General features: G+C 69.8%; 16 protein-coding genes and 1 riboswitch. Of the genes, 7 read left to right on the top strand and 9 right to left on the bottom strand.

Translation table 11 applies throughout. The features are described from left to right. Positions 1-45 precede the first annotated feature (45 nt). Genes metX through Psi02_RS18625 form a run of 3 tightly spaced genes read left to right on the top strand, consistent with a single transcriptional unit; the run spans position 46 to position 3,080 of the window. The gene (gene metX / locus Psi02_RS18635) at positions 46-1,245 is read left to right on the top strand and encodes a homoserine O-acetyltransferase MetX (protein WP_239094977.1); all 1,200 of its coding nucleotides are present in this window, start codon (positions 46-48) and stop codon (positions 1,243-1,245) included. Positions 1,246-1,264: 19 nt separating this feature from the next. After that, positions 1,265-2,590 (top strand): O-acetylhomoserine aminocarboxypropyltransferase/cysteine synthase family protein, encoded by a 1,326-nt coding sequence (locus Psi02_RS18630; RefSeq protein WP_203975757.1) that lies wholly within the window; start codon positions 1,265-1,267, stop codon positions 2,588-2,590. 7 nt (positions 2,591-2,597) lie between these two features. Further along, positions 2,598-3,080 carry a CoA-binding protein gene (locus Psi02_RS18625; protein WP_203975755.1) on the top strand — a complete coding sequence of 161 codons (483 nt, stop codon included), beginning with the start codon at positions 2,598-2,600 and terminating at the stop codon, positions 3,078-3,080. Positions 3,081-3,177: 97 nt separating this feature from the next. Here the strand turns inward: Psi02_RS18625 and Psi02_RS18620 are convergent, their stop codons facing one another. After that, positions 3,178-4,731: an FAD-dependent monooxygenase gene (locus Psi02_RS18620; protein WP_203975753.1), complete on the bottom strand. Its 1,554-nt coding sequence runs from the start codon at positions 4,729-4,731 to the stop codon at positions 3,178-3,180. 76 nt (positions 4,732-4,807) lie between these two features. Between Psi02_RS18620 and Psi02_RS18615 the strand changes: the two genes are divergently transcribed. Continuing rightward, positions 4,808-5,557, top strand: coding sequence for a TetR/AcrR family transcriptional regulator (locus Psi02_RS18615; protein WP_203975751.1), 750 nt, complete (start codon positions 4,808-4,810; stop codon positions 5,555-5,557). Between the two features lie 156 nt (positions 5,558-5,713). On the opposite strand, the gene Psi02_RS18610 is transcribed toward Psi02_RS18615, so the two are convergent. Next, positions 5,714-6,643 carry an AraC family transcriptional regulator gene (locus Psi02_RS18610; RefSeq protein WP_203975749.1) on the bottom strand — a complete coding sequence of 310 codons (930 nt, stop codon included), beginning with the start codon at positions 6,641-6,643 and terminating at the stop codon, positions 5,714-5,716. A gap of 159 nt (positions 6,644-6,802) precedes the next feature. Between Psi02_RS18610 and Psi02_RS18605 the strand changes: the two genes are divergently transcribed. Then, positions 6,803-7,108 (top strand): putative quinol monooxygenase, encoded by a 306-nt coding sequence (locus Psi02_RS18605; protein ID WP_203975747.1) that lies wholly within the window; start codon positions 6,803-6,805, stop codon positions 7,106-7,108. Positions 7,109-7,287: 179 nt separating this feature from the next. Next, positions 7,288-8,250, top strand: a complete 963-nt coding sequence (locus tag Psi02_RS18600; RefSeq protein WP_203975745.1) for an alpha/beta hydrolase — start codon at positions 7,288-7,290, stop codon at positions 8,248-8,250. Positions 8,251-8,416: 166 nt separating this feature from the next. Here Psi02_RS18600 and Psi02_RS18595 read toward each other — a convergent pair whose 3' ends face one another. The 3 genes from Psi02_RS18595 to Psi02_RS18585 all read right to left on the bottom strand — a co-directional run bounded on the left by Psi02_RS18595 (position 8,417) and on the right by Psi02_RS18585 (position 12,165). Beyond that, positions 8,417-9,472, bottom strand: coding sequence for a C40 family peptidase (locus tag Psi02_RS18595; protein WP_203975743.1), 1,056 nt, complete (start codon positions 9,470-9,472; stop codon positions 8,417-8,419). Positions 9,473-9,673: 201 nt separating this feature from the next. After that, positions 9,674-10,771 (bottom strand): NAD(P)/FAD-dependent oxidoreductase, encoded by a 1,098-nt coding sequence (locus Psi02_RS18590; protein ID WP_203975741.1) that lies wholly within the window; start codon positions 10,769-10,771, stop codon positions 9,674-9,676. Continuing rightward, positions 10,768-12,165: a cytochrome b gene (locus tag Psi02_RS18585; RefSeq protein ID WP_203975740.1), complete on the bottom strand. Its 1,398-nt coding sequence runs from the start codon at positions 12,163-12,165 to the stop codon at positions 10,768-10,770. The genes Psi02_RS18590 and Psi02_RS18585 overlap by 4 nt, the downstream gene beginning before the upstream one ends. A gap of 194 nt (positions 12,166-12,359) precedes the next feature. Here Psi02_RS18585 and pdxR point away from each other — a divergent pair, with 194 nt between their 5' ends. Then, a complete protein-coding gene (gene pdxR / locus Psi02_RS18580) occupies positions 12,360-13,805 on the top strand; it encodes a MocR-like pyridoxine biosynthesis transcription factor PdxR (RefSeq protein WP_203975738.1) in 1,446 nt (481 codons plus the stop codon). Here the strand turns inward: pdxR and Psi02_RS18575 are convergent. From Psi02_RS18575 to Psi02_RS18560, 4 genes are all read right to left on the bottom strand, one after another. Beyond that, entirely contained in the window at positions 13,798-14,670 is an 873-nt protein-coding gene (locus tag Psi02_RS18575; RefSeq protein ID WP_203975735.1) for an NAD-dependent epimerase/dehydratase family protein, read from the bottom strand. The two genes, pdxR and Psi02_RS18575, sit on opposite strands and share 8 nt — an antisense overlap. 12 nt (positions 14,671-14,682) lie before the next feature. Then, a complete protein-coding gene (locus tag Psi02_RS18570) occupies positions 14,683-15,087 on the bottom strand; it encodes a cupin domain-containing protein (RefSeq protein ID WP_203975733.1) in 405 nt (134 codons plus the stop codon). A gap of 70 nt (positions 15,088-15,157) precedes the next feature. Beyond that, a complete protein-coding gene (locus Psi02_RS18565; protein WP_203975731.1) occupies positions 15,158-15,481 on the bottom strand; it encodes a DMT family transporter in 324 nt (107 codons plus the stop codon). 19 nt (positions 15,482-15,500) lie between these two features. Next, positions 15,501-15,566: riboswitch (guanidine-III (ykkC-III) riboswitch) on the bottom strand. Between the two features lie 164 nt (positions 15,567-15,730). After that, a complete protein-coding gene (locus Psi02_RS18560) occupies positions 15,731-16,255 on the bottom strand; it encodes a hypothetical protein (protein ID WP_203975729.1) in 525 nt (174 codons plus the stop codon). Positions 16,256-16,322: the final 67 nt, after the last annotated feature.

Below are 16,322 nucleotides of genomic sequence, written 5' to 3'. Positions count from 1 at the left end.
AATACCGTGGCCGGGCGGAATATGACTAGAGATATGATTCCGCCCATGGTGTCAGCCCCGACGCTCCCCGCCGACTCGGTCGGCATCGTCGAAACCCAGTACCTCGACCTGCCGGAACCGGTGGAGTTGGACTGCGGGCAGACGCTGCACCCGATCCGCGTGGCGTACGAGACCTACGGCACCCTCTCCCCCGAGCGCGACAACGTCATCCTGGTGTGTCATGCGCTCAGCGGCGACGCCCACGCGGCCGGCCTGTCGAAGACGCCGCCCCAGGGCAGCACCCGCGACGGGTTCGCGGCCGCGGACCGCGACGGCACGGCCGGCAAGGGACTCGGCTGGTGGGACGGGATGATCGGCCCCGGCAAGGCGTTCGACACCGACCGATTCTTCGTCATCTCCACGAACCTGCTCGGCGGCTGCCGCGGGACGACGGGGCCGTCGTCGATCAACCCGGCGACGGGAGAGCCGTACGGGTCCGACTTCCCCGTCATCACCGTCGCGGACATGGTGCGCACCGAGCGGGCGTTCCTGGACGCCCTCGGCATCGAGCGACTCGCGGCGGTGGCCGGCGGCTCGCTCGGCGGGATGCAGGCGTTGGAGTGGGCGATCCTGTTCCCTGATCAGGTCGATGCCATCGTGGTGATCGCCAGCACGCACGCCCTGCACCCGCAGGGCGTGGCCTGGAACGCGATCGCGCGTGACGCGATCATGCGCGACCCCGCCTGGCAAGGCGGCCACTACTACGGCACGGGCCGTGCGCCCCACGCCGGCATGGGTGTGGCGCGGATGGTCGGCCACGTCACGTACCTGTCCGCACCGGCGCTGAACGACAAGTTCGGCCGGCGACTGCAGTTCGCCGACGACATCCGCCACACGATCACCGAACCCGAGTTCGAGGTCGAAAGCTACCTGCGCCACCAGGCCGACTCGTTCGTCAAGCGCTTCGACGCCAACACCTATCTCTACACGTCACGTGCGCTGACCTATTTCGATCTCGCGCGGCAGCACGGCGGTGGATCGCTCGAGCGGGCGCTCGAGCACGTCTCGGCGCGGACGCTGCTGATCGCGTTCAGCTCCGACTGGCTGTACCCGCCGTCGGCGTCGGAGGAGATCGAGGAGGCGCTTGGCGCTCTCGGCAAGCCGGTCGAGCTCCAGGTGATCGATGCGCCGTACGGCCACGACTGTTTTCTCATCGAGGAAGCACGTCAGACGCCCATCATCCGCCGGTTCCTGGCCGACGGATGACGTCGAGGAAGAGGCATTGGTGACCGACAAGTTCCCCCGCGCGGAGGAAGCTCGCGCGTTCGGATTCGAGACACGACAACTACACGCCGGTCAACGGCCCGACCCGAACACGGGCGCACGCGCGGTGCCGATCTTCCAGACGACCAGCTACGTGTTCGAGGACCCGGAGTCGGCGGCGGCGTACTTCAACCTCCAGGAGTACGGGAACACGTACTCGCGCATCATGAACCCGACCGTCGCGGTGTTCGAGGAGCGAGTGGCGAACCTGGAGGGCGGCTCCGGCGCGGTGGCGTTCGCCAGCGGGATCGCCGCGCAGGCAGCCGCGCTCTTCACGCTGCTGGAGCCAGGCGACCACGTCGTCTCGTCCTCGGCGCTCTACGGCGGGACGGTGAACCAGTTCAAGCACCTGCTGCGCAAGATGAGCGTCGAGGTGACGTGGGTCGACCCCGATGACCCGGACGCATGGCGGCAGGCGGTCCGCCCGAACACGAAGGCCTTCTTCGGCGAGACGATCGGCAACCCGGCCGGGAACGTGCTGGACATCGAGACCGTGGCGTCCATCGCGCACGAGCACGATCTGCCGCTGGTCGTGGACAACACGTTCGCGACTCCGTATCTGTGCCGCCCGATCGAATGGGGCGCCGACATCGTGATCCATTCGGCGACCAAGTTCATCGGCGGTCACGGCACGAGCATCGGTGGCGTCGTCGTCGAGGCCGGCACCTTCGACTGGTCCAACGGACGGTTCCCCGTGATCGCGGATCCGTCGCCGGCCTACCACGGCCTCCAGTTCCACGAGACGTTCGGGGCCTACGGCTACCTGATGAAGCTGCGCGCCGAGACCCTGCGCGATCTCGGCGCGGCGCTCGCGCCGCTCAACGCGTTCTTGTTCCTGCAAGGGCTCGAGACGTTGTCGCTGCGAATGGAACGCCATGTGGAGAACGCGCGGGCGGTCGCGGCGTTCCTCGAGTCGCACGAGCTGGCGGACAACGTCACCTACCCCGGCCTGCCGTCGAGCAGGTACCGGCCGCTGGTGGAGAAGTACCTCCCGCGTGGTGCCGGCGCGGTGTTCTCGTTCGACTGCGCCGGTGGCCGAGCCGGTGGGCAGGACCTCATCCGCGGCGTGGCGCTCTGGTCCCACCTGGCGAACGTCGGCGACGCGAAGAGCCTGATCATCCACCCTGCCAGCACGACGCACCGTCAGTTGGGCGACGACGAACTCCGGGCCGCCGGGATCGCGCCGGGGACGGTGCGGCTGTCGGTCGGCACCGAGTCCGTCGAGGATCTGATCTGGGACCTGGAACAGAGCTTCGCGCACGTCGCCAAGACAGCGGGAAAGAGGTAGCGAGGCCATGACCGATCTCGGGCACTACCAGGACCCGTTGACCATTCAACGCGTGCTCCACTCCGCGAAGACCATCGCGATCGTGGGCCTGTCGAACAACGAGTTGCGAGCCAGCCACTTCGTCGGCTACTACCTCAAGCGGCACGGCTACCGCGTGATCCCCGTGAATCCCCGCGAGACGCAGATCCTCGGGGAGACGTGCTACCCGAGCCTGCTGGACGTGCCCGTGCCGGTGGACATCGTGGACGTCTTCCGCGCGCCGGACGCGCTGCCGCAGATCGCGCGGGATGCCGTGGCGATCCACGCCGGCGCCCTCTGGTGCCAGTTCGGTGTTATCAACGAGGAGGGCGCGCGGATCGCGGAGGACGGCGGCGCGACGGTGATCATGGACCGCTGCCTGAAGATCGAGCACGCGCGCTACGTGGGCCGGATGCACTGGCTCGGCTTCAACACCCAGCGCATCACGTCCGTCCGCGCCGGGCTCCAGTAGCCGACGCGGCGAGAGCGAGTCGCAGAGGACCGTCCGATGGAGGCGGACCTCTCCGCTCTGGAGATCTGGTCGCCGAGTCTTGCGGCTGAGCCGGGCATCATCCCGCGATCGTGGTGGTTCCGGTCACGGTGGTGCCGTGCAGCGCCGTCCAGTACTCGGCCACCTGCTCGACGGTTCCGTGGCCGGCGATCAGGCCGATGTAGCCGTCGGGGCGGACCAGCACCACGGTGTCGTCGGCCGCGCCGTATCCGGTCCGGACGTGTCCGGCGGCGTCCAGCACGGCGTGCTCGCCGGCGGGTTCGCCGGGACGGATCACGGTGTGGGCGCGCAGGGCGGGGCCGTACCAGTGGTTGAGGGTCGCGACCGCGGGCGCCTGAGCCGAGCCGAAGGCGAGCAGCGTCCAGTGAGGGCCGCGGTACAGGTCGAACAGCCGGATCGGACGGCCGCCGGGCGTGGTCGCGGGTGCGTCCGGCGCCCGGTCGCCGGCCGCGACCGGGCCTGAGGTGGCGCGCTCGTCGCATGAGAGGGGGCCGCCGCGGTAGTTCAGCGTGAGCCCGTGCACCTCGGGGCCGCGCACGTGGGCGTCGTCGTCGCCTCGCATGTGCTTGTCCAGCAGCGCCGTGCTGATGTCCAGGGCGGCGCGCGCCGCCGCGATCCGCTCGGGTTCATAGCTGTCCAGGAGGAGAGCCGGGGCGCCGGCCAGGGCGCCGGCGAGTTTCCAGCCGAGGTTGTAGCCGTCCTGGATGCCGGTGTTCATGCCCTGTCCGCCGGTCGGCGGGTGCACGTGCCCGGCGTCGCCGGCCAGGAGGACCCGGCCGTCCCGGAAGCGCTCGGCCAGCCGGGTGTTCGCCCGCCAGGTGGTGTGCCAGGTCACCTCACGGATCAGGATGTCGGGCCGGCCGGACGCCTCGGCGACCTGTCGTCGCAGGTAGTCGCGGATCGACTCGTCCTCGTCTTTCGGCGGCCTGGCCACCACGACGAACAGGTCGCTGCCGGCCAGCGGCATCAGCGAGACCATGTCGTCGCCGGTCTGCCAGATCCGGCCGTGGTCGCGGCCGATCCCGTCCACCCTCGCGTCGGCGAAGAGCATCGTGGTGTTCTCGTCGGTCTCGCCAGGGAACACGATGCCCAGCCGCTTGCGCACGGTGCTGCGCCCGCCGTCCGCACCCACGAGGTATCGGGCGCGCACGGTCTCGGAAGTCCCGTCGGCGGCCAGGACCGCCGTCACGCCGTCCGCGTCCTGGGTGAAGTCGGTCAATTCGGTCGACGATTCCACGCGCCCGCCGAGGTCGGCGAGCCGTTCGCGGAGGATCTCCTCGGTGCGGAACTGAGGCACGAACCAGATGTTCGGGTACGGCACGGACGCCGTCGGCTCGACGGGGTCGCCCATCCGCCCTTCCCAGACGATCTCGTCCCCCCGGTAGGCGCGCATCACCATGCCGAGATCCCCGGCGGCCAGGATCGGGTCGAGTATCCCAAGGTCGGCGAAGACCTCCATGGTCCTCGGCTGGATGCCGTCCGCGCGTGACCCGCCGAAGAACCGGCCGGCCCGGTCGATGATCCGGAATCGGACGCCCCGCACCGCGAGTTCGCAGGCCAGGGTCAGCCCGGTCGGCCCGGCACCGACGATCAGCACATCGACGTTCGTCATGACGCCCTCCACTTGTTCGTACCATGTACTCATATTTCGTACGCTGTACCAATAACGCTAGCGGTACAGTGTACGAATGGCAAGCGGTGAGGACTCTGCACTGATCTGGACCCGGCGGGAGCCCGGCAGCCGCCGGCCGAAATTCACCCGCGACCAGATCGCGTCGACCGCGCTGGCGATCGCCGACGCCGAGGGGTTCGCCGCCGTCTCGATGCGGCGGATCGCCGGCGAGGTGGGCGCCGGCACCATGACGCTCTACCACTACGTCCGCACCAAGGACGAGCTGGTCGCGCTGATGGACGACGCGATCATGGGCGAGGTGCTGATCCCCGCCGACGAGTTCCCGGCCCACTGGTACGACGCGCTCACCGCGGTCGCGGTACGCACCTGGGACGTGCTGATGCGCCATCCCTGGGCCCTGAACTCCCTGCAGAACGCGCCCGCCGGCCCCAACGCCATGCGTCACTTCGAACAGTCGCTCGCCGCCCTCGCCGGCACGGGGCTGGACGCCCCGGCCAAGTTCGCGCTGCTGTCCATGGTCGACGACTACGTGAGCGGGAACGTGCTGCGCTCGGCCGAGGTGCGCACGGCGAACGCGGCCTCCGACGGCGACGAGGTGTTCGAGGAGGCCATGCGGTTCGCCGAGTCCCAGTACGCCAGCGGGGATTTCCCGTACACCGAAGCGCTGTTCGGCGGCGAGGATCCACGGAAGGTGTTCCCCCGGCTGTTGGGCGGGCGGTCAGAACGCGACCGGTTCCGTCACGGGCTGGCCGTACTGCTGGACGGCGCGGCGGCCAGGATGGGACTCGCCCTGCCCGCACGCTGAGCCTCCGCGACCACGTCCAGGACAGGCCGCGGGCGGCCCGGGAGCCGGCCAGGGTGCTCAGGCCCGCCGGACGGCTGCTACTGCGCGCGAATTTCAGCGATCACCATCCCAGGCCGTGGTGGCGCCAGCGCCCGTGTTCTCCTCGTCACGGCATGCTCAGGGCCGACGTGCGGCCGAAGGCCACCGCGTCGTTGCGACATGATCGGCTGCGGATGCCCGGAGGCGGGTGGCGTCCTGGCTGGGTGGAACACCGAACTGGCGGCGGTACTCACGGCTGAACTGTGACGGACTGTCGTAGCCGACGCGGATGCCGACGCCGGTGACGTCGTTGGGGTGGGTGGCGAGCAGGAGGCGGGCCTCCTGGAGCCGGATCTGTTTCTGGAACTGAATGGGACTCATCGCGGTGACCGCCTGGAAATTGCGGTAGAAGGCGGACACGCTCATCCCGGCCAACTGTGCGACGTCCTCGACGCGGAAGGACTGTGTGTAGTGGTCGCGGATCCACTGGACCGCGCGCGCGATGTGGGTGAGGCTGCTGTCGGCGAGGCCCAGTTGGCGGACGATCGCGCCCTGCTCGCCGGTGATGAGCCGCCAGAGGATCTCCCGTTTGATCAGCGGCGCCAGCACGGTGATGTCGCGCGGCCGGTCGAGCAGGCGCAGCAGTCGGATCACCGCGTCGACGAGTTCGGCGGGGGCGTCGCTGACGGCCATGCTGGACGGCGCGTTGCCGCCGGCTGGCGGGAGGTCTCCGGGGGCCGCCTGCAGCAGCAGCTCGGCGACGGCAGCCGGGTGCAGGGTCAGGCCGAAGCCCATCGCCGGCCGCTCTGGGCCGGCCTCGGTGAAGTGGCCGGTGATCGGCAGGTCGACCGAGGCGATGAGGTACTGCCCGGCGCCGTAGTCGTAGACGCGGTCGCCCAGCGCGATGCGTTTGGCGCCCTGCGTGATGAGTGCCAGCACCGAGCCGGACATGGACGGTGACGGTGGAGTCGGCTGCTCGACCTTCGAGATCAGGACGCCGTCGATGGCGGTGGTCCCGTCGGACCGCGCGTGACGGGTGATCAGCTCGTTGAGCTCGTCGAGGCACATGACCCGATTGAACCACTAAGCCGATACTCGCCACAACGGCAGGATCAGGCAAGAGATCAGGAGCATAGTTCTAACGTTTCCGCTGGTAGAGATGTTTTCATGGGTGAGTTGATATCCCAGGAGTGCACGACAGCTCCGCAATCGAAGAGGTAGAGCCCCATGAGCGTCAACCACGGTTTTCACGCCACCATGACCGCGCGGCCCGGCAGGGGTGACGAACTGGTCGAGCTTCTGCTCAACGCGCCGTCCCTGCCGCACGAGGACTGCGTCGTCTTCCTGGTCAGCCGCTCGGCCGGCAACCGAGACATCGTCCACGTCACCGAAGGCTGGACCAGCCCGGAGGCCCACAGCAGTTTCTTCGCGACCGAACAGGCCCAGGCGCTGGTCGCGAAGCTCCAGCCGCTGCTCACCGGCGAGTCCCAGTACATCGACGAGGTGCCGGTCGGGGGCAAGGCGGCCTTCTGAGATCGACGCCCGACGGGCCTTTTCTGATTCGACCTGACGGCGCCCACCGCCGTCGCCTCGCTGCACGTCTGGGACGCCCGCCAACCGGACGCGACGACCACCGGCCGGATCTCCATCCCTCCATCCGACGGCACCCGCTCGATCACCCGAAGAAACCCCCGCGAAAGGAACCCTCCACCATGGCACCGGCACGACCCGGCATCGACCCCGAACTTCGCGCGCTCCTTGCCGACATGCCCCTCATGTCGCAGCTCAGCCCAGAGGTGCTCGCGCAGATCCGCCAACTCCCGCCGACACCGGTTGAAACCCTCCTCGAAGGCCGCGGCGTCGAGCACCGCGAGGTCACCGTCACCGGCCCGGACGGCGCGCAGATCCCCCTGTCGATCTTCAGCTCCGCCGGGGCCGATCGCTCCCCGGCCGCACCGTGCGTCTACTGGATCCACGGCGGCGGGATGATCATGGGAGATCGCTTCTCGCAGATCGACATCCCGCTGGAGTGGCTCGACCTGTACGGCGCCGTCGTGGTCTCCGTCGACTACCGCCTGGCTCCGGAAGCCACCGGCACGACCCTGGTCGAGGACTGCTACCACGGTCTGTGCTGGGTCGCCGAGCACGCCGACCGGCTGGGCATCGACCCCACCCGCATCGTCGTCGCGGGAGCCAGCGCCGGCGGCGGACTCGCCGCCGGCGTGACCCTGATGGCGCGCGACCGCGGCACCCCGGCGATCGCCGCCCAGGTGCTCATCTGCCCCATGCTCGACCACCGCAACACCACCATCTCCAGCCGGCAGTACTCCGGCGACCCGGGCGTCTGGACCCGCGAGATGAACGAGTTCGGATGGCGGGCAGTCCTCGCCGGCCTCGCAGACGAGGACGTGCCCGGCTACGTCTCACCCGCGCTCGCCGACGACCTCTCCGGCCTGCCCACCACCTATATCGACGCCGGCACCGCCGAGGTCTTCCGCGACGAGGACGTCGACTACGCCACCAGGATCTGGGCCGCCGGCGGTCAGGCGGAACTCCACGTCTGGGCGGGGGGCTTCCATGGATTCGACGCGCTCTACCCTCAGGCGCGGGTCTCCGTCACGGCACGCCGCACCCGCAACGACTGGCTCGCACGGGTCCTGTCCTCGGCCCGTTGACGCCCAGACGTCGACCGAGTCCTCCCCCGTGCCAGACCCGGCTCGCCGGTTGTCACGGTGAGCGCACGGCGAGCGCGGCGATGCCTCGCCGTCCCCGCGAACCAAGGCGCGGGGACCCGATCAGGCACAGCCGCGCCCACGGCGACGCCGACGTGGGCGCGAACCGTCAGTGGCCCGCGGCGAGGTACCGCACCGCGCCCCAGTAGTCGGTGTTGAACCGCGCCGGGGTGATCCGGACCGGTGTCGCGGCGTCGTACGCCTCGATCATCTGCTGATTCCCGATGTACATGGCCACGTGGTAGATCGAGCCGGTGCCGTTGTTGTGGGCGTAGAAGATCAGGTCGCCGGGTTGCAGGTCGGCCCGGTCGACCTTGGTGCCACCGCCGTAGGTGGCCTGAGCGCCGGAGTCGCGCGGGATGGCGATGCCGTTGGCCTCGTACACGGTGGAGGTGAATCCGGAGCAGTCGAAGCCGAACCCGGCCCGGCCTGCCCACAGGTACGGCACGTTGATGAACTTCTTCGCGAAGTTCACCAGATCTGCGCCGGTCGGATATGGGATGTCGGTCTCCGACTTGTACACGCTGACATCGGTGGCGGAAAGCCATTTCGTCCCGTGATCGGGGGTGTAGACGAGGACGGAGTCGCCGACGCGCGCGAGCTCGGGCAGCCGGGTGTTCGCACTGATCTTCAGTGCCTTCGAACGCCGCCCGAGATCGTTGTAGAGCCACGTGGTCGGGGCTCGGTCCACCAGCGCGAAGGGGCTGTGGGCGGCCACAGCGGTGTAACCGGCGTTGCTGGTGAGCTGCGCCTTGGGCACCCAGCCCGGGTAGCCCAGCGAGTTCTTCGGCGTGGCCTGACCCGGCACCGCGACTTCGGCCCAGTCGCCCTGCTGGGCCAGCACGTAGACGGGATGACCGTAGAGGACCTGCGTCTGGGTCAGGTTGCCGCTCGTCAGGCCCCGCTTGTCGTCCACCGTCATGGCGGCGAGCCACTTCTCGGGATCCGCCGGGTCGGTCAGCGCGGGAGCGTCGATGGGACGCGGACTGTCAGGACTGGTCCAGACGGTCGCCACGGACACGTCGACGTATGCGATGGGTGGGGTCGCGGGCGCGGGCTGGGCGGCGGCGGCGGCGGCGGGCGCGAACGCGGCCGTGGCGGCGACGGTCGCGGTCGCGACCGCAATCGCGGCGAGCCTGCCGCCGAAGCGGAGCTTGCGGGTCATGGGGTTCCTCTCATCGCGGGGGAAGCGGTGGGTCGCTGTCGTGCGCGAAGGCCGGTGGGGAAGGCCCCGAACGGTGCATCCATCTTGATCACTAAAAGGTCGAAAAAACAAGACTTTTCGCCAATTTCGGTCAGTCTCTAACACTGGTGCCCTGGGGGAACACGCAGTGACGAAGAGGACGCATGAACCGGGACCAGGCGCTCAGGCCACGCGCAGCGGCTGCTCCGGCGTCCGGACCAGGTCCACCATGGAGTCGTGGATCCTGTGCCGGTACGGCCGGCGCGAGCCGTACCCGATGGAGGCCGCGACGTTGCCGCCCGCCAGCCTGCCTTGGCGCAGGGCATGCTGCCCGCTCATCGGGGCGATCTTGCCGGGCCTGGCGAGGTCGGGGACCGCGGCCACATCGCCGCAGGCATAGATCTCGGGATGGCCGGGCACGGCCAGGTGCTCGTCCACCCTGATCCTGCCCTGCTCGGCCGCCAGTGCGAGGTTGGTCACGAGCGGATCGGGGCGGACCCCGAAGCTCCACACGATCGTGCGGGTGGGAATGAACTCACCGTCGGTGAGCCGCAGCCCCCGGGAGGTGACCTGGCCGAGCGAGGTCCGCGTCCGGACCTCCACGCCCCGCGACCGCAACATCCGCGCCGTCGTCCTGGACAGGCGATGCCGCATGTCAGGCAGCAGCCACTCGGCGGGATCGGCCAGGATCCAACGGATCGGCTGCCCGCGCAATCGCGGGTCGCGGCAGGCGATCGACTGGGACAGCCACTGCCCGGCCGAGGCCGCGGCCGTACCCGCGTATCCCGCGCCGAGCACGACGAACGTGCAGCGCGCCGCGCGTTCGAAGGGGTCGGTGCTCGCGGCGGCCAGGGAGAGCTGCCGATGGATGTGATCACGCAGATGGAGGGCCTGCCCGACGTTGTGGAAGCCGACGCTGTGCGCCGAGACCGCGGAGACCTGGGCGACTTCGCTCACGCCTCCCGCCGCCACGATCAGCCGGTCGTAGTCCAGCACGCCGCCGTCGTAAAGCACGCGCTGGGCGTGGGCGTCGATGTGGGTGACCGTGCCGAGCACCACCCGCACACCCGGCAGCGTCTCGGCCAGCGGCACGCTCACCCGGTCCGGGCTCAGGACGCCCGTCATCACCTGCGGGAGCAGCTCCGGATGCAGCGCCACGCCGGCCGGGTTGACCAGCACGATCTCCGCGCCGTCTCCCACCCTGCGCGACAGGGCTCGGGCCGCCTGGCATCCGGCGACCCCTCCCCCGACGATCACGACCTGTGGCCTGTTCGATGTCACGATCGTCCCCCTGAGGTGATCGCCGGATCCCGGCGCTCCTGCCGCGCCGGCTCCAGCCGTTCGTGGAATCCGCCGTCCGGGGACCGCGTGATGATCCCGGTCTCCACTCCGTGCTCGGCCACGTCGTGATCCGTCTGCTGAAGTGCGAGGCAGATCCACCGGGTGACGACGAAGGCGATGACAGGGCCGATGAGCACGGCGAACCTGAAGAAGATCGTCACAGCCTCGACCGCGAGCTGGAACTGGACGGCGATCTGGTCGTTGGCCGCGGCCGCCCACAGCAGGCCGTAGAACGTGACGCCGGCGACCGCGATGCCCGTCTTCACCGGCGTCTCACGTGGCCGGTCGAGCAGGTCATGTGCGAGCGTCTCGCGGGCCATGCGGCCCGAGGTCTTGGGCCGGCCAAGCGCGTCGCGGCGGCCGCGTCGCGAAAGGAGGAAGCGCTCGGCCATCGGGTAGGCGGCCAGGGCGGTGAAGAAGACCCCGGGTACCACCAGCGTGGGGACGAGGACCGCGAGGCTGAGCGTGTGATCCCCGATCGTGAGTTCCCATCCGGGCATGATCCGGAGAGCGCCGTCGAGGAACCCCATGTACCAGTCGGGAACCGAGCCCGCCGAGATCTGCGTCGGCTTGGCAGGGCCGTACAGCCATATAGGGGCGATCTGGAACCCGAACCCGAGGATGATCAGCGTGCCGATCGTGGCGAGCGCCATCATCGGGCGGGCGCGACGCGGCGCCGGCAGTGAGGCGACGAACCGGGAATGGCCGTGCCGCCGCACCAGCAGTTCACGCGCGACCAGCAGTACGGCCACGACGACCGCGATCAGCAGGTGCCCCCCGTACATGACCGGAATGACCCGGTCACCGGGGAAGCCCTGGCCGAACAGCAACGACAACACCCAGGTTCCCACCACCGGGATGGACTGCACGACCGACACGATCAGCCACATGCTCCCACCCGACATCAAGTCGTCGGGCAGGACGTTGCCGGTCTCGCCCGCGGCCATGCCCAGCGCCAGCAGCGTCACCCAGATCAGCCACTGCCCGGTGCGCGGGCGGCGGAACGCGCCGGTGAGGAACACACGCAGCAACTGCGACACGACGGCCGCCACGAAGACGAGCGCCGCCCAGTGGTGGACCTGGCGGATGAGCAGCCCGCCGCGCACCTCCAGGCTCAGATGCAGAGTCGAGTCGAAGGCCTTGCTGACGAAGACTCCGCGCAGCAGGCCGTACGAACCGTCATAGGTCACCCGGGACATGCCGGGGTCGTAGAACACCATCAGCACCGCCCCGGTCACCGCCAGAACGACGAACGACCAGACGGCGATCTCCGCGAACATGAACGACCAGTGTGAGAACTGAAACGAGCGGCGCTTGGCCGACAGCGAACGCATTGGGCCCCCCTAACCTTGCCTCACTCACATGACGGGATCGGCCCGGGAGATGTGACGTCGATCGGGCGTCGGTGACGGTGATTCGCGTCACTGCCATCGGATCCCCGGATCCATCCCGATCGCCGATCTCGCCGTCACGGCCTGATATGACATGAGGTGCGGGACGAGGGCGAACGCCACAGGGGGGTCGGTCGATGCAGGGCTCGCCGGACGACGGCCGGGCCGGATTCGGGTCGGGGCTCGACCTGCATCTCGACCTGCCCGGCGCCGGCGGGGTGGGGCGGTCGCTGGAGGCCGCCCTACGTGAAGCGGTGCGGTCGGGGCGGCTGACCGCGGGCACCCGGCTCCCGGGCACCCGTGGTCTCGCCGCCGACCTCGGCCTGTCCAGGGGAACGGTCGTCCATGCCTACACGCAGTTGATCGCCGAGGGGTGGCTGACGGGCGCGCGCGGATCCGGCACCCGGGTGGCCGACGTGCTGCCGGAATCCGGCACCGGCGAGGCCGTCGGCCACGGTCCTGTGGAGCCTCGCGCCGCCTCCCTGGGTGACCTGCGTCCCGGCCGGCCCGACGTCAGCACGTTTCCGCGCGCGGACTGGGTTTCGAGCGTCCGCCGGGTGATGTCGGCGATGGAGTCCGAGCAGATGGGCTACCCCGACCTCGCGGGGATGCCCGCGCTGCGCTCGGCGGTCGCCGACTACGTCTCGCGGACCCGCGGAGTCTGGGCGAGCGCCGAATCGACAGTGATCACTGCGGGGTTCACCCAGGCGCTCGCGCTGCTCGCGCGCACCTTCCGCCGTCTCGGCGCCTGGCGTGCGGCGACCGAGAACCCCGGGTTCGTGTTTCACCGTGAACTGGTGGCCGCGGCGGGGCTCGCCCCGGTGCCGCTGGCGGTGGACGCGGACGGCGCCGATCCGTCGGGCCTCCCGGATGGCACGGGGTTCGCGCTGCTCACTCCGGCCCATCAGCATCCGTGGGGCGTCGTGCTGGCGCCCGGGAGGCGCGCGGCGTTCATCGACTGGGCCCGGCAGAACGACGCCTACGTGATCGAAGACGACTACGACGGCGAGTTCCGCTACGGCCAGCAACCGGTCGGCGCGATGCAGGCGCTGGCCCCCGATCGGGTGATCTACGCGGGCAGCACCAGCAAGACCCTGGCGCCGGGGGCGCGGCTCGGCTGGCTGGTGGTGCCCGCCTCGCTGCGTGATCCGCTGCTGCGGACCGTACGGGAGACCGGCTCGGCGCTCCCCGTGATCGACCAACTCGTGCTCGCCGACCTGCTCTCCCACGGCGGCTACGACCGGCACGTACGGCGGGCCCGGCTGGGTTACCGGCGCCGGCGCCACGAGCTGGCCGACCAGCTGGCGGCGGTCACCGACACGCTGCTCACAGGAGTCGCCGCCGGGTTGCACGCGCTGCTGCCGGTCGCCTCGGCGGCCGCCGAACGCGAACTGGTCGCCACGGCGGAGCGCGCGGGACTGCTCCTGCACGGCCTGCACACCGCGGGCTACTGGCACCCGATGAGCGAGGAGCATCCCGCCGCCCTGGTCATCGGCTACGCTTCGCCGCCGCAGCACGCCTGGCGCCGCGCGCTCGACATGCTGGTCTCACTGGTCGGCAGGCCGCCCGGCGCCATCAGGTAGGGGTGCCGCCGGCGAACGCCGCGAAGCCGTCCCGCCACGACGGATACCTCGGCACCCAGCCGAGGTGCTTGCGGGCGTGGTGGTTGTCCGCGCCGCGCGCCCACCCCGGCCGGCCGGTGTCCGCCGGAGTCGGAGGTGAGGCGCCCACGGCCGCGCAGAAGGCGGGCACCCATTCCCGGCCCGGCGCCGGCTCGTCGTCGCAGACGTTGACCGCACCATTGGCGGGCCAGTCGAGTGCCTGCACCGCCGCGGTGGCGGCGTCGTCGGCGTGCACGAAGGAGACCACGCCGCCGCCGGCGGCCAGTCCCCCTGCCCGCGCCATGTCCGCGGCGAGGCCGTCGGGCGCGTACCAGGTTCCGGGGCCGTAGAACTCCCCGTAGCGCAGCACGACCCACTCGGGCATCTCGTGGACGGCCGCCTCCAGCGCCGCCGCGGCCCCTACTCTCGTTCCCCGCTCCCCCGGTGCGGCGAGGTCGAGCGGCGTCGGCTCATCGGCCGGCGCGTCTCCCGCCTCGTAGATCCACGCGATGCTCTGCGCCACCATCCGGCGTACGCCGGCGGCCAGTGCCGCGTCGACCAGGTTGCGGGTGCCCTGCCTGCGCAGTGCCGCGTTCGCCGCGAAGTCGCCCGCGGCCAGGTCGGTGAGCTGGTGCATCACGATGTCGGGTGCTGCTTCTATGACCGCAGCGGCGAGGTCCGCGCCGTCGAGGGCGTCGGCCACCACAGGCTCCACCCCCGACGCGCGCAGCGCGGCGGCCCGGTCGGGCTTCCGGGTGAGGGCCGTGACCTGGTGTCCCTCGGCGACCAGCAGCGGCACCACCCGCCGGCCGATGACCCCTGTCGCTCCCGCAAGAAAGATCCGCATGCCTGCCGCCGATCAGTTCGGCCGGGGAGCACGGCGGTCGGCGCGGGCCGCGAGCTCTGCATCGTCGACGTAGGTGAGCATCGGCACATCGGGCACACAGAACATGACCACGACGAACCGGCTCCACGAGTCGGCCAGGTTGTTGGCCGCCTGGTAATGGATGACGTCGCCGCCGGGCTCCCAGAACGCCTCGCCCGCGCGGATCACCCGCTCCGGCTCGCCTTCCAACTCGAAGATCATCTCCCCTTCGACCATGTAGCCGTAGACCGGGCCCGAGTGCCGGTGCGGCGGGGAGCCGGGGTCGCCGGGCGGCAGTTCGATGAGCGCGGTCATCACATCGGCGGGGTCGGGAAGCTTGGACGGCGTCCCGTGGAAAAGCAGGCTCAGTACGCTGTTGCCTCTTACATCTACGTCCATGTCTTCGACGCTAGCCGGGAAGCGGACCAGTGAACTAGTCCACTTCCCGGCTCATCGGATGTACCACTTTCTAGTGGCCGCCGCCCGCCAGGTTGAGACCGACGACGCCGGCGAGGATGAGCAGGACCGAGACGATCTTGAGGAGGGATGCGTCCTCTCCCAAGAAGATCATGCCGAGAGTGGCCGTGCCGACGGCACCGATGCCCGTCCAGACGGCGTAAGCCGTACCGACATCGAGGTCCTTCAGAGCGAGGGTGAGAAGACCGAAGCTGAGCAGGGCGAACACGATGAACCCCACGCTCGCCGGCGGTACGGAGAACCCATCGCTCAGCTTGAGCATGTAGGCCATCGCGACCTCGAACAGACCAGCGGCGACAACCATGAGCCACGCCATGACAGCTCCCTTTCGTCGGGGAGCGTCGTCTTTGCAGGCCGGGTACGGCGCGTCTCGTCCGGACGGTTCCCGATGCGGGCCCCGTGTTCGCGACAACGGCGGCGACCGCACATCGATTCCCGGAAGCCGCCGGCGGTGACCTCGTCGAGGTCGTGCAGCCGCCTCCGCCGTCCTGGCCGCCGAGTGGTGATCGGGCGAACGGCCGCCGCGGTGGTCTCGGCCCTCTCAGACGGGCCGACGGCTAGGAGATCACAGCAGTTCGTAGATGCTTTCGCCCTCATCGAGGAGGGCGATGGGCAGGAAGTCGGGAACGGTGCGGGACGCTGAGGCGCGTAGGCGTGTGACCGCTTCCTCCTCTGTGGGCGGAGTGACACCGAGAAGGCCGATGAGCTCGGTGTGGGCGGCCGCATAGTCAGGGTCGTCGTTTCGGATCTCCTCCTCCAACTCCTCGGCCGAATGTCCATGCAACAGGTCCTGCCAGTAGGGGAACGCCGCGATCAGAGTGAGCGCTTCCACCAGGTCGGCCGCCATCAAGGTGGCGTGGCCCTCGGAATCGGCGTACAGAACGGGGCGCGTGGTGCCGGGCGCTCCGCACAGGAAATAGGTACCGCCACTGCCGTCTCCCGCTATCGGCGTCAGTGACAGTCCGGATGGCAGCCTCAACTGCTCAACAGGGTCACGCCGCTCGATGTCGAAGTCACCCGGCCACACCAGTAGATCGGCCAACTCCGGGGTTGTCTCAATCCGGTGGAGAAGATCGTCGGCTCCGCTCATGGAGCGGACCCTAGCGCACAAGAACGCCCGCCTCGACCGGCGTCTTCGCTATTGACCGCGGACGAGG

Source organism: Planotetraspora silvatica (assembly GCF_016863315.1).
GTDB lineage: Bacteria > Actinomycetota > Actinomycetes > Streptosporangiales > Streptosporangiaceae > Planotetraspora > Planotetraspora silvatica.
The sequence above is the reverse complement of the archived record's forward strand: the minus strand, read 5'-3'. Positions and strand labels throughout refer to the sequence as shown.

What these genes read in the sequence shown, in the direction of transcription:
- metX (WP_239094977.1), top strand. Translation starts at nt 46, where the DNA reads ATGGTGTCAGCCCCGACGCTCCCCGCCGACTCGGTCGGCATCGTCGAA.
- Psi02_RS18625 (WP_203975755.1), top strand. Translation starts at nt 2,598, where the DNA reads ATGACCGATCTCGGGCACTACCAGGACCCGTTGACCATTCAACGCGTG.
- Psi02_RS18620 (WP_203975753.1), bottom strand. Translation starts at nt 4,731, where the DNA reads ATGACGAACGTCGATGTGCTGATCGTCGGTGCCGGGCCGACCGGGCTG.
- Psi02_RS18615 (WP_203975751.1), top strand. Translation starts at nt 4,808, where the DNA reads ATGGCAAGCGGTGAGGACTCTGCACTGATCTGGACCCGGCGGGAGCCC.
- Psi02_RS18610 (WP_203975749.1), bottom strand. Translation starts at nt 6,643, where the DNA reads ATGTGCCTCGACGAGCTCAACGAGCTGATCACCCGTCACGCGCGGTCC.
- Psi02_RS18605 (WP_203975747.1), top strand. Translation starts at nt 6,803, where the DNA reads ATGAGCGTCAACCACGGTTTTCACGCCACCATGACCGCGCGGCCCGGC.
- Psi02_RS18600 (WP_203975745.1), top strand. Translation starts at nt 7,288, where the DNA reads ATGGCACCGGCACGACCCGGCATCGACCCCGAACTTCGCGCGCTCCTT.
- Psi02_RS18595 (WP_203975743.1), bottom strand. Translation starts at nt 9,472, where the DNA reads ATGACCCGCAAGCTCCGCTTCGGCGGCAGGCTCGCCGCGATTGCGGTC.
- Psi02_RS18585 (WP_203975740.1), bottom strand. Translation starts at nt 12,165, where the DNA reads ATGCGTTCGCTGTCGGCCAAGCGCCGCTCGTTTCAGTTCTCACACTGG.
- pdxR (WP_203975738.1), top strand. Translation starts at nt 12,360, where the DNA reads ATGCAGGGCTCGCCGGACGACGGCCGGGCCGGATTCGGGTCGGGGCTC.
- Psi02_RS18575 (WP_203975735.1), bottom strand. Translation starts at nt 14,670, where the DNA reads ATGCGGATCTTTCTTGCGGGAGCGACAGGGGTCATCGGCCGGCGGGTG.
- Psi02_RS18570 (WP_203975733.1), bottom strand. Translation starts at nt 15,087, where the DNA reads ATGGACGTAGATGTAAGAGGCAACAGCGTACTGAGCCTGCTTTTCCAC.
- Psi02_RS18565 (WP_203975731.1), bottom strand. Translation starts at nt 15,481, where the DNA reads ATGGCGTGGCTCATGGTTGTCGCCGCTGGTCTGTTCGAGGTCGCGATG.
- Psi02_RS18560 (WP_203975729.1), bottom strand. Translation starts at nt 16,255, where the DNA reads ATGAGCGGAGCCGACGATCTTCTCCACCGGATTGAGACAACCCCGGAG.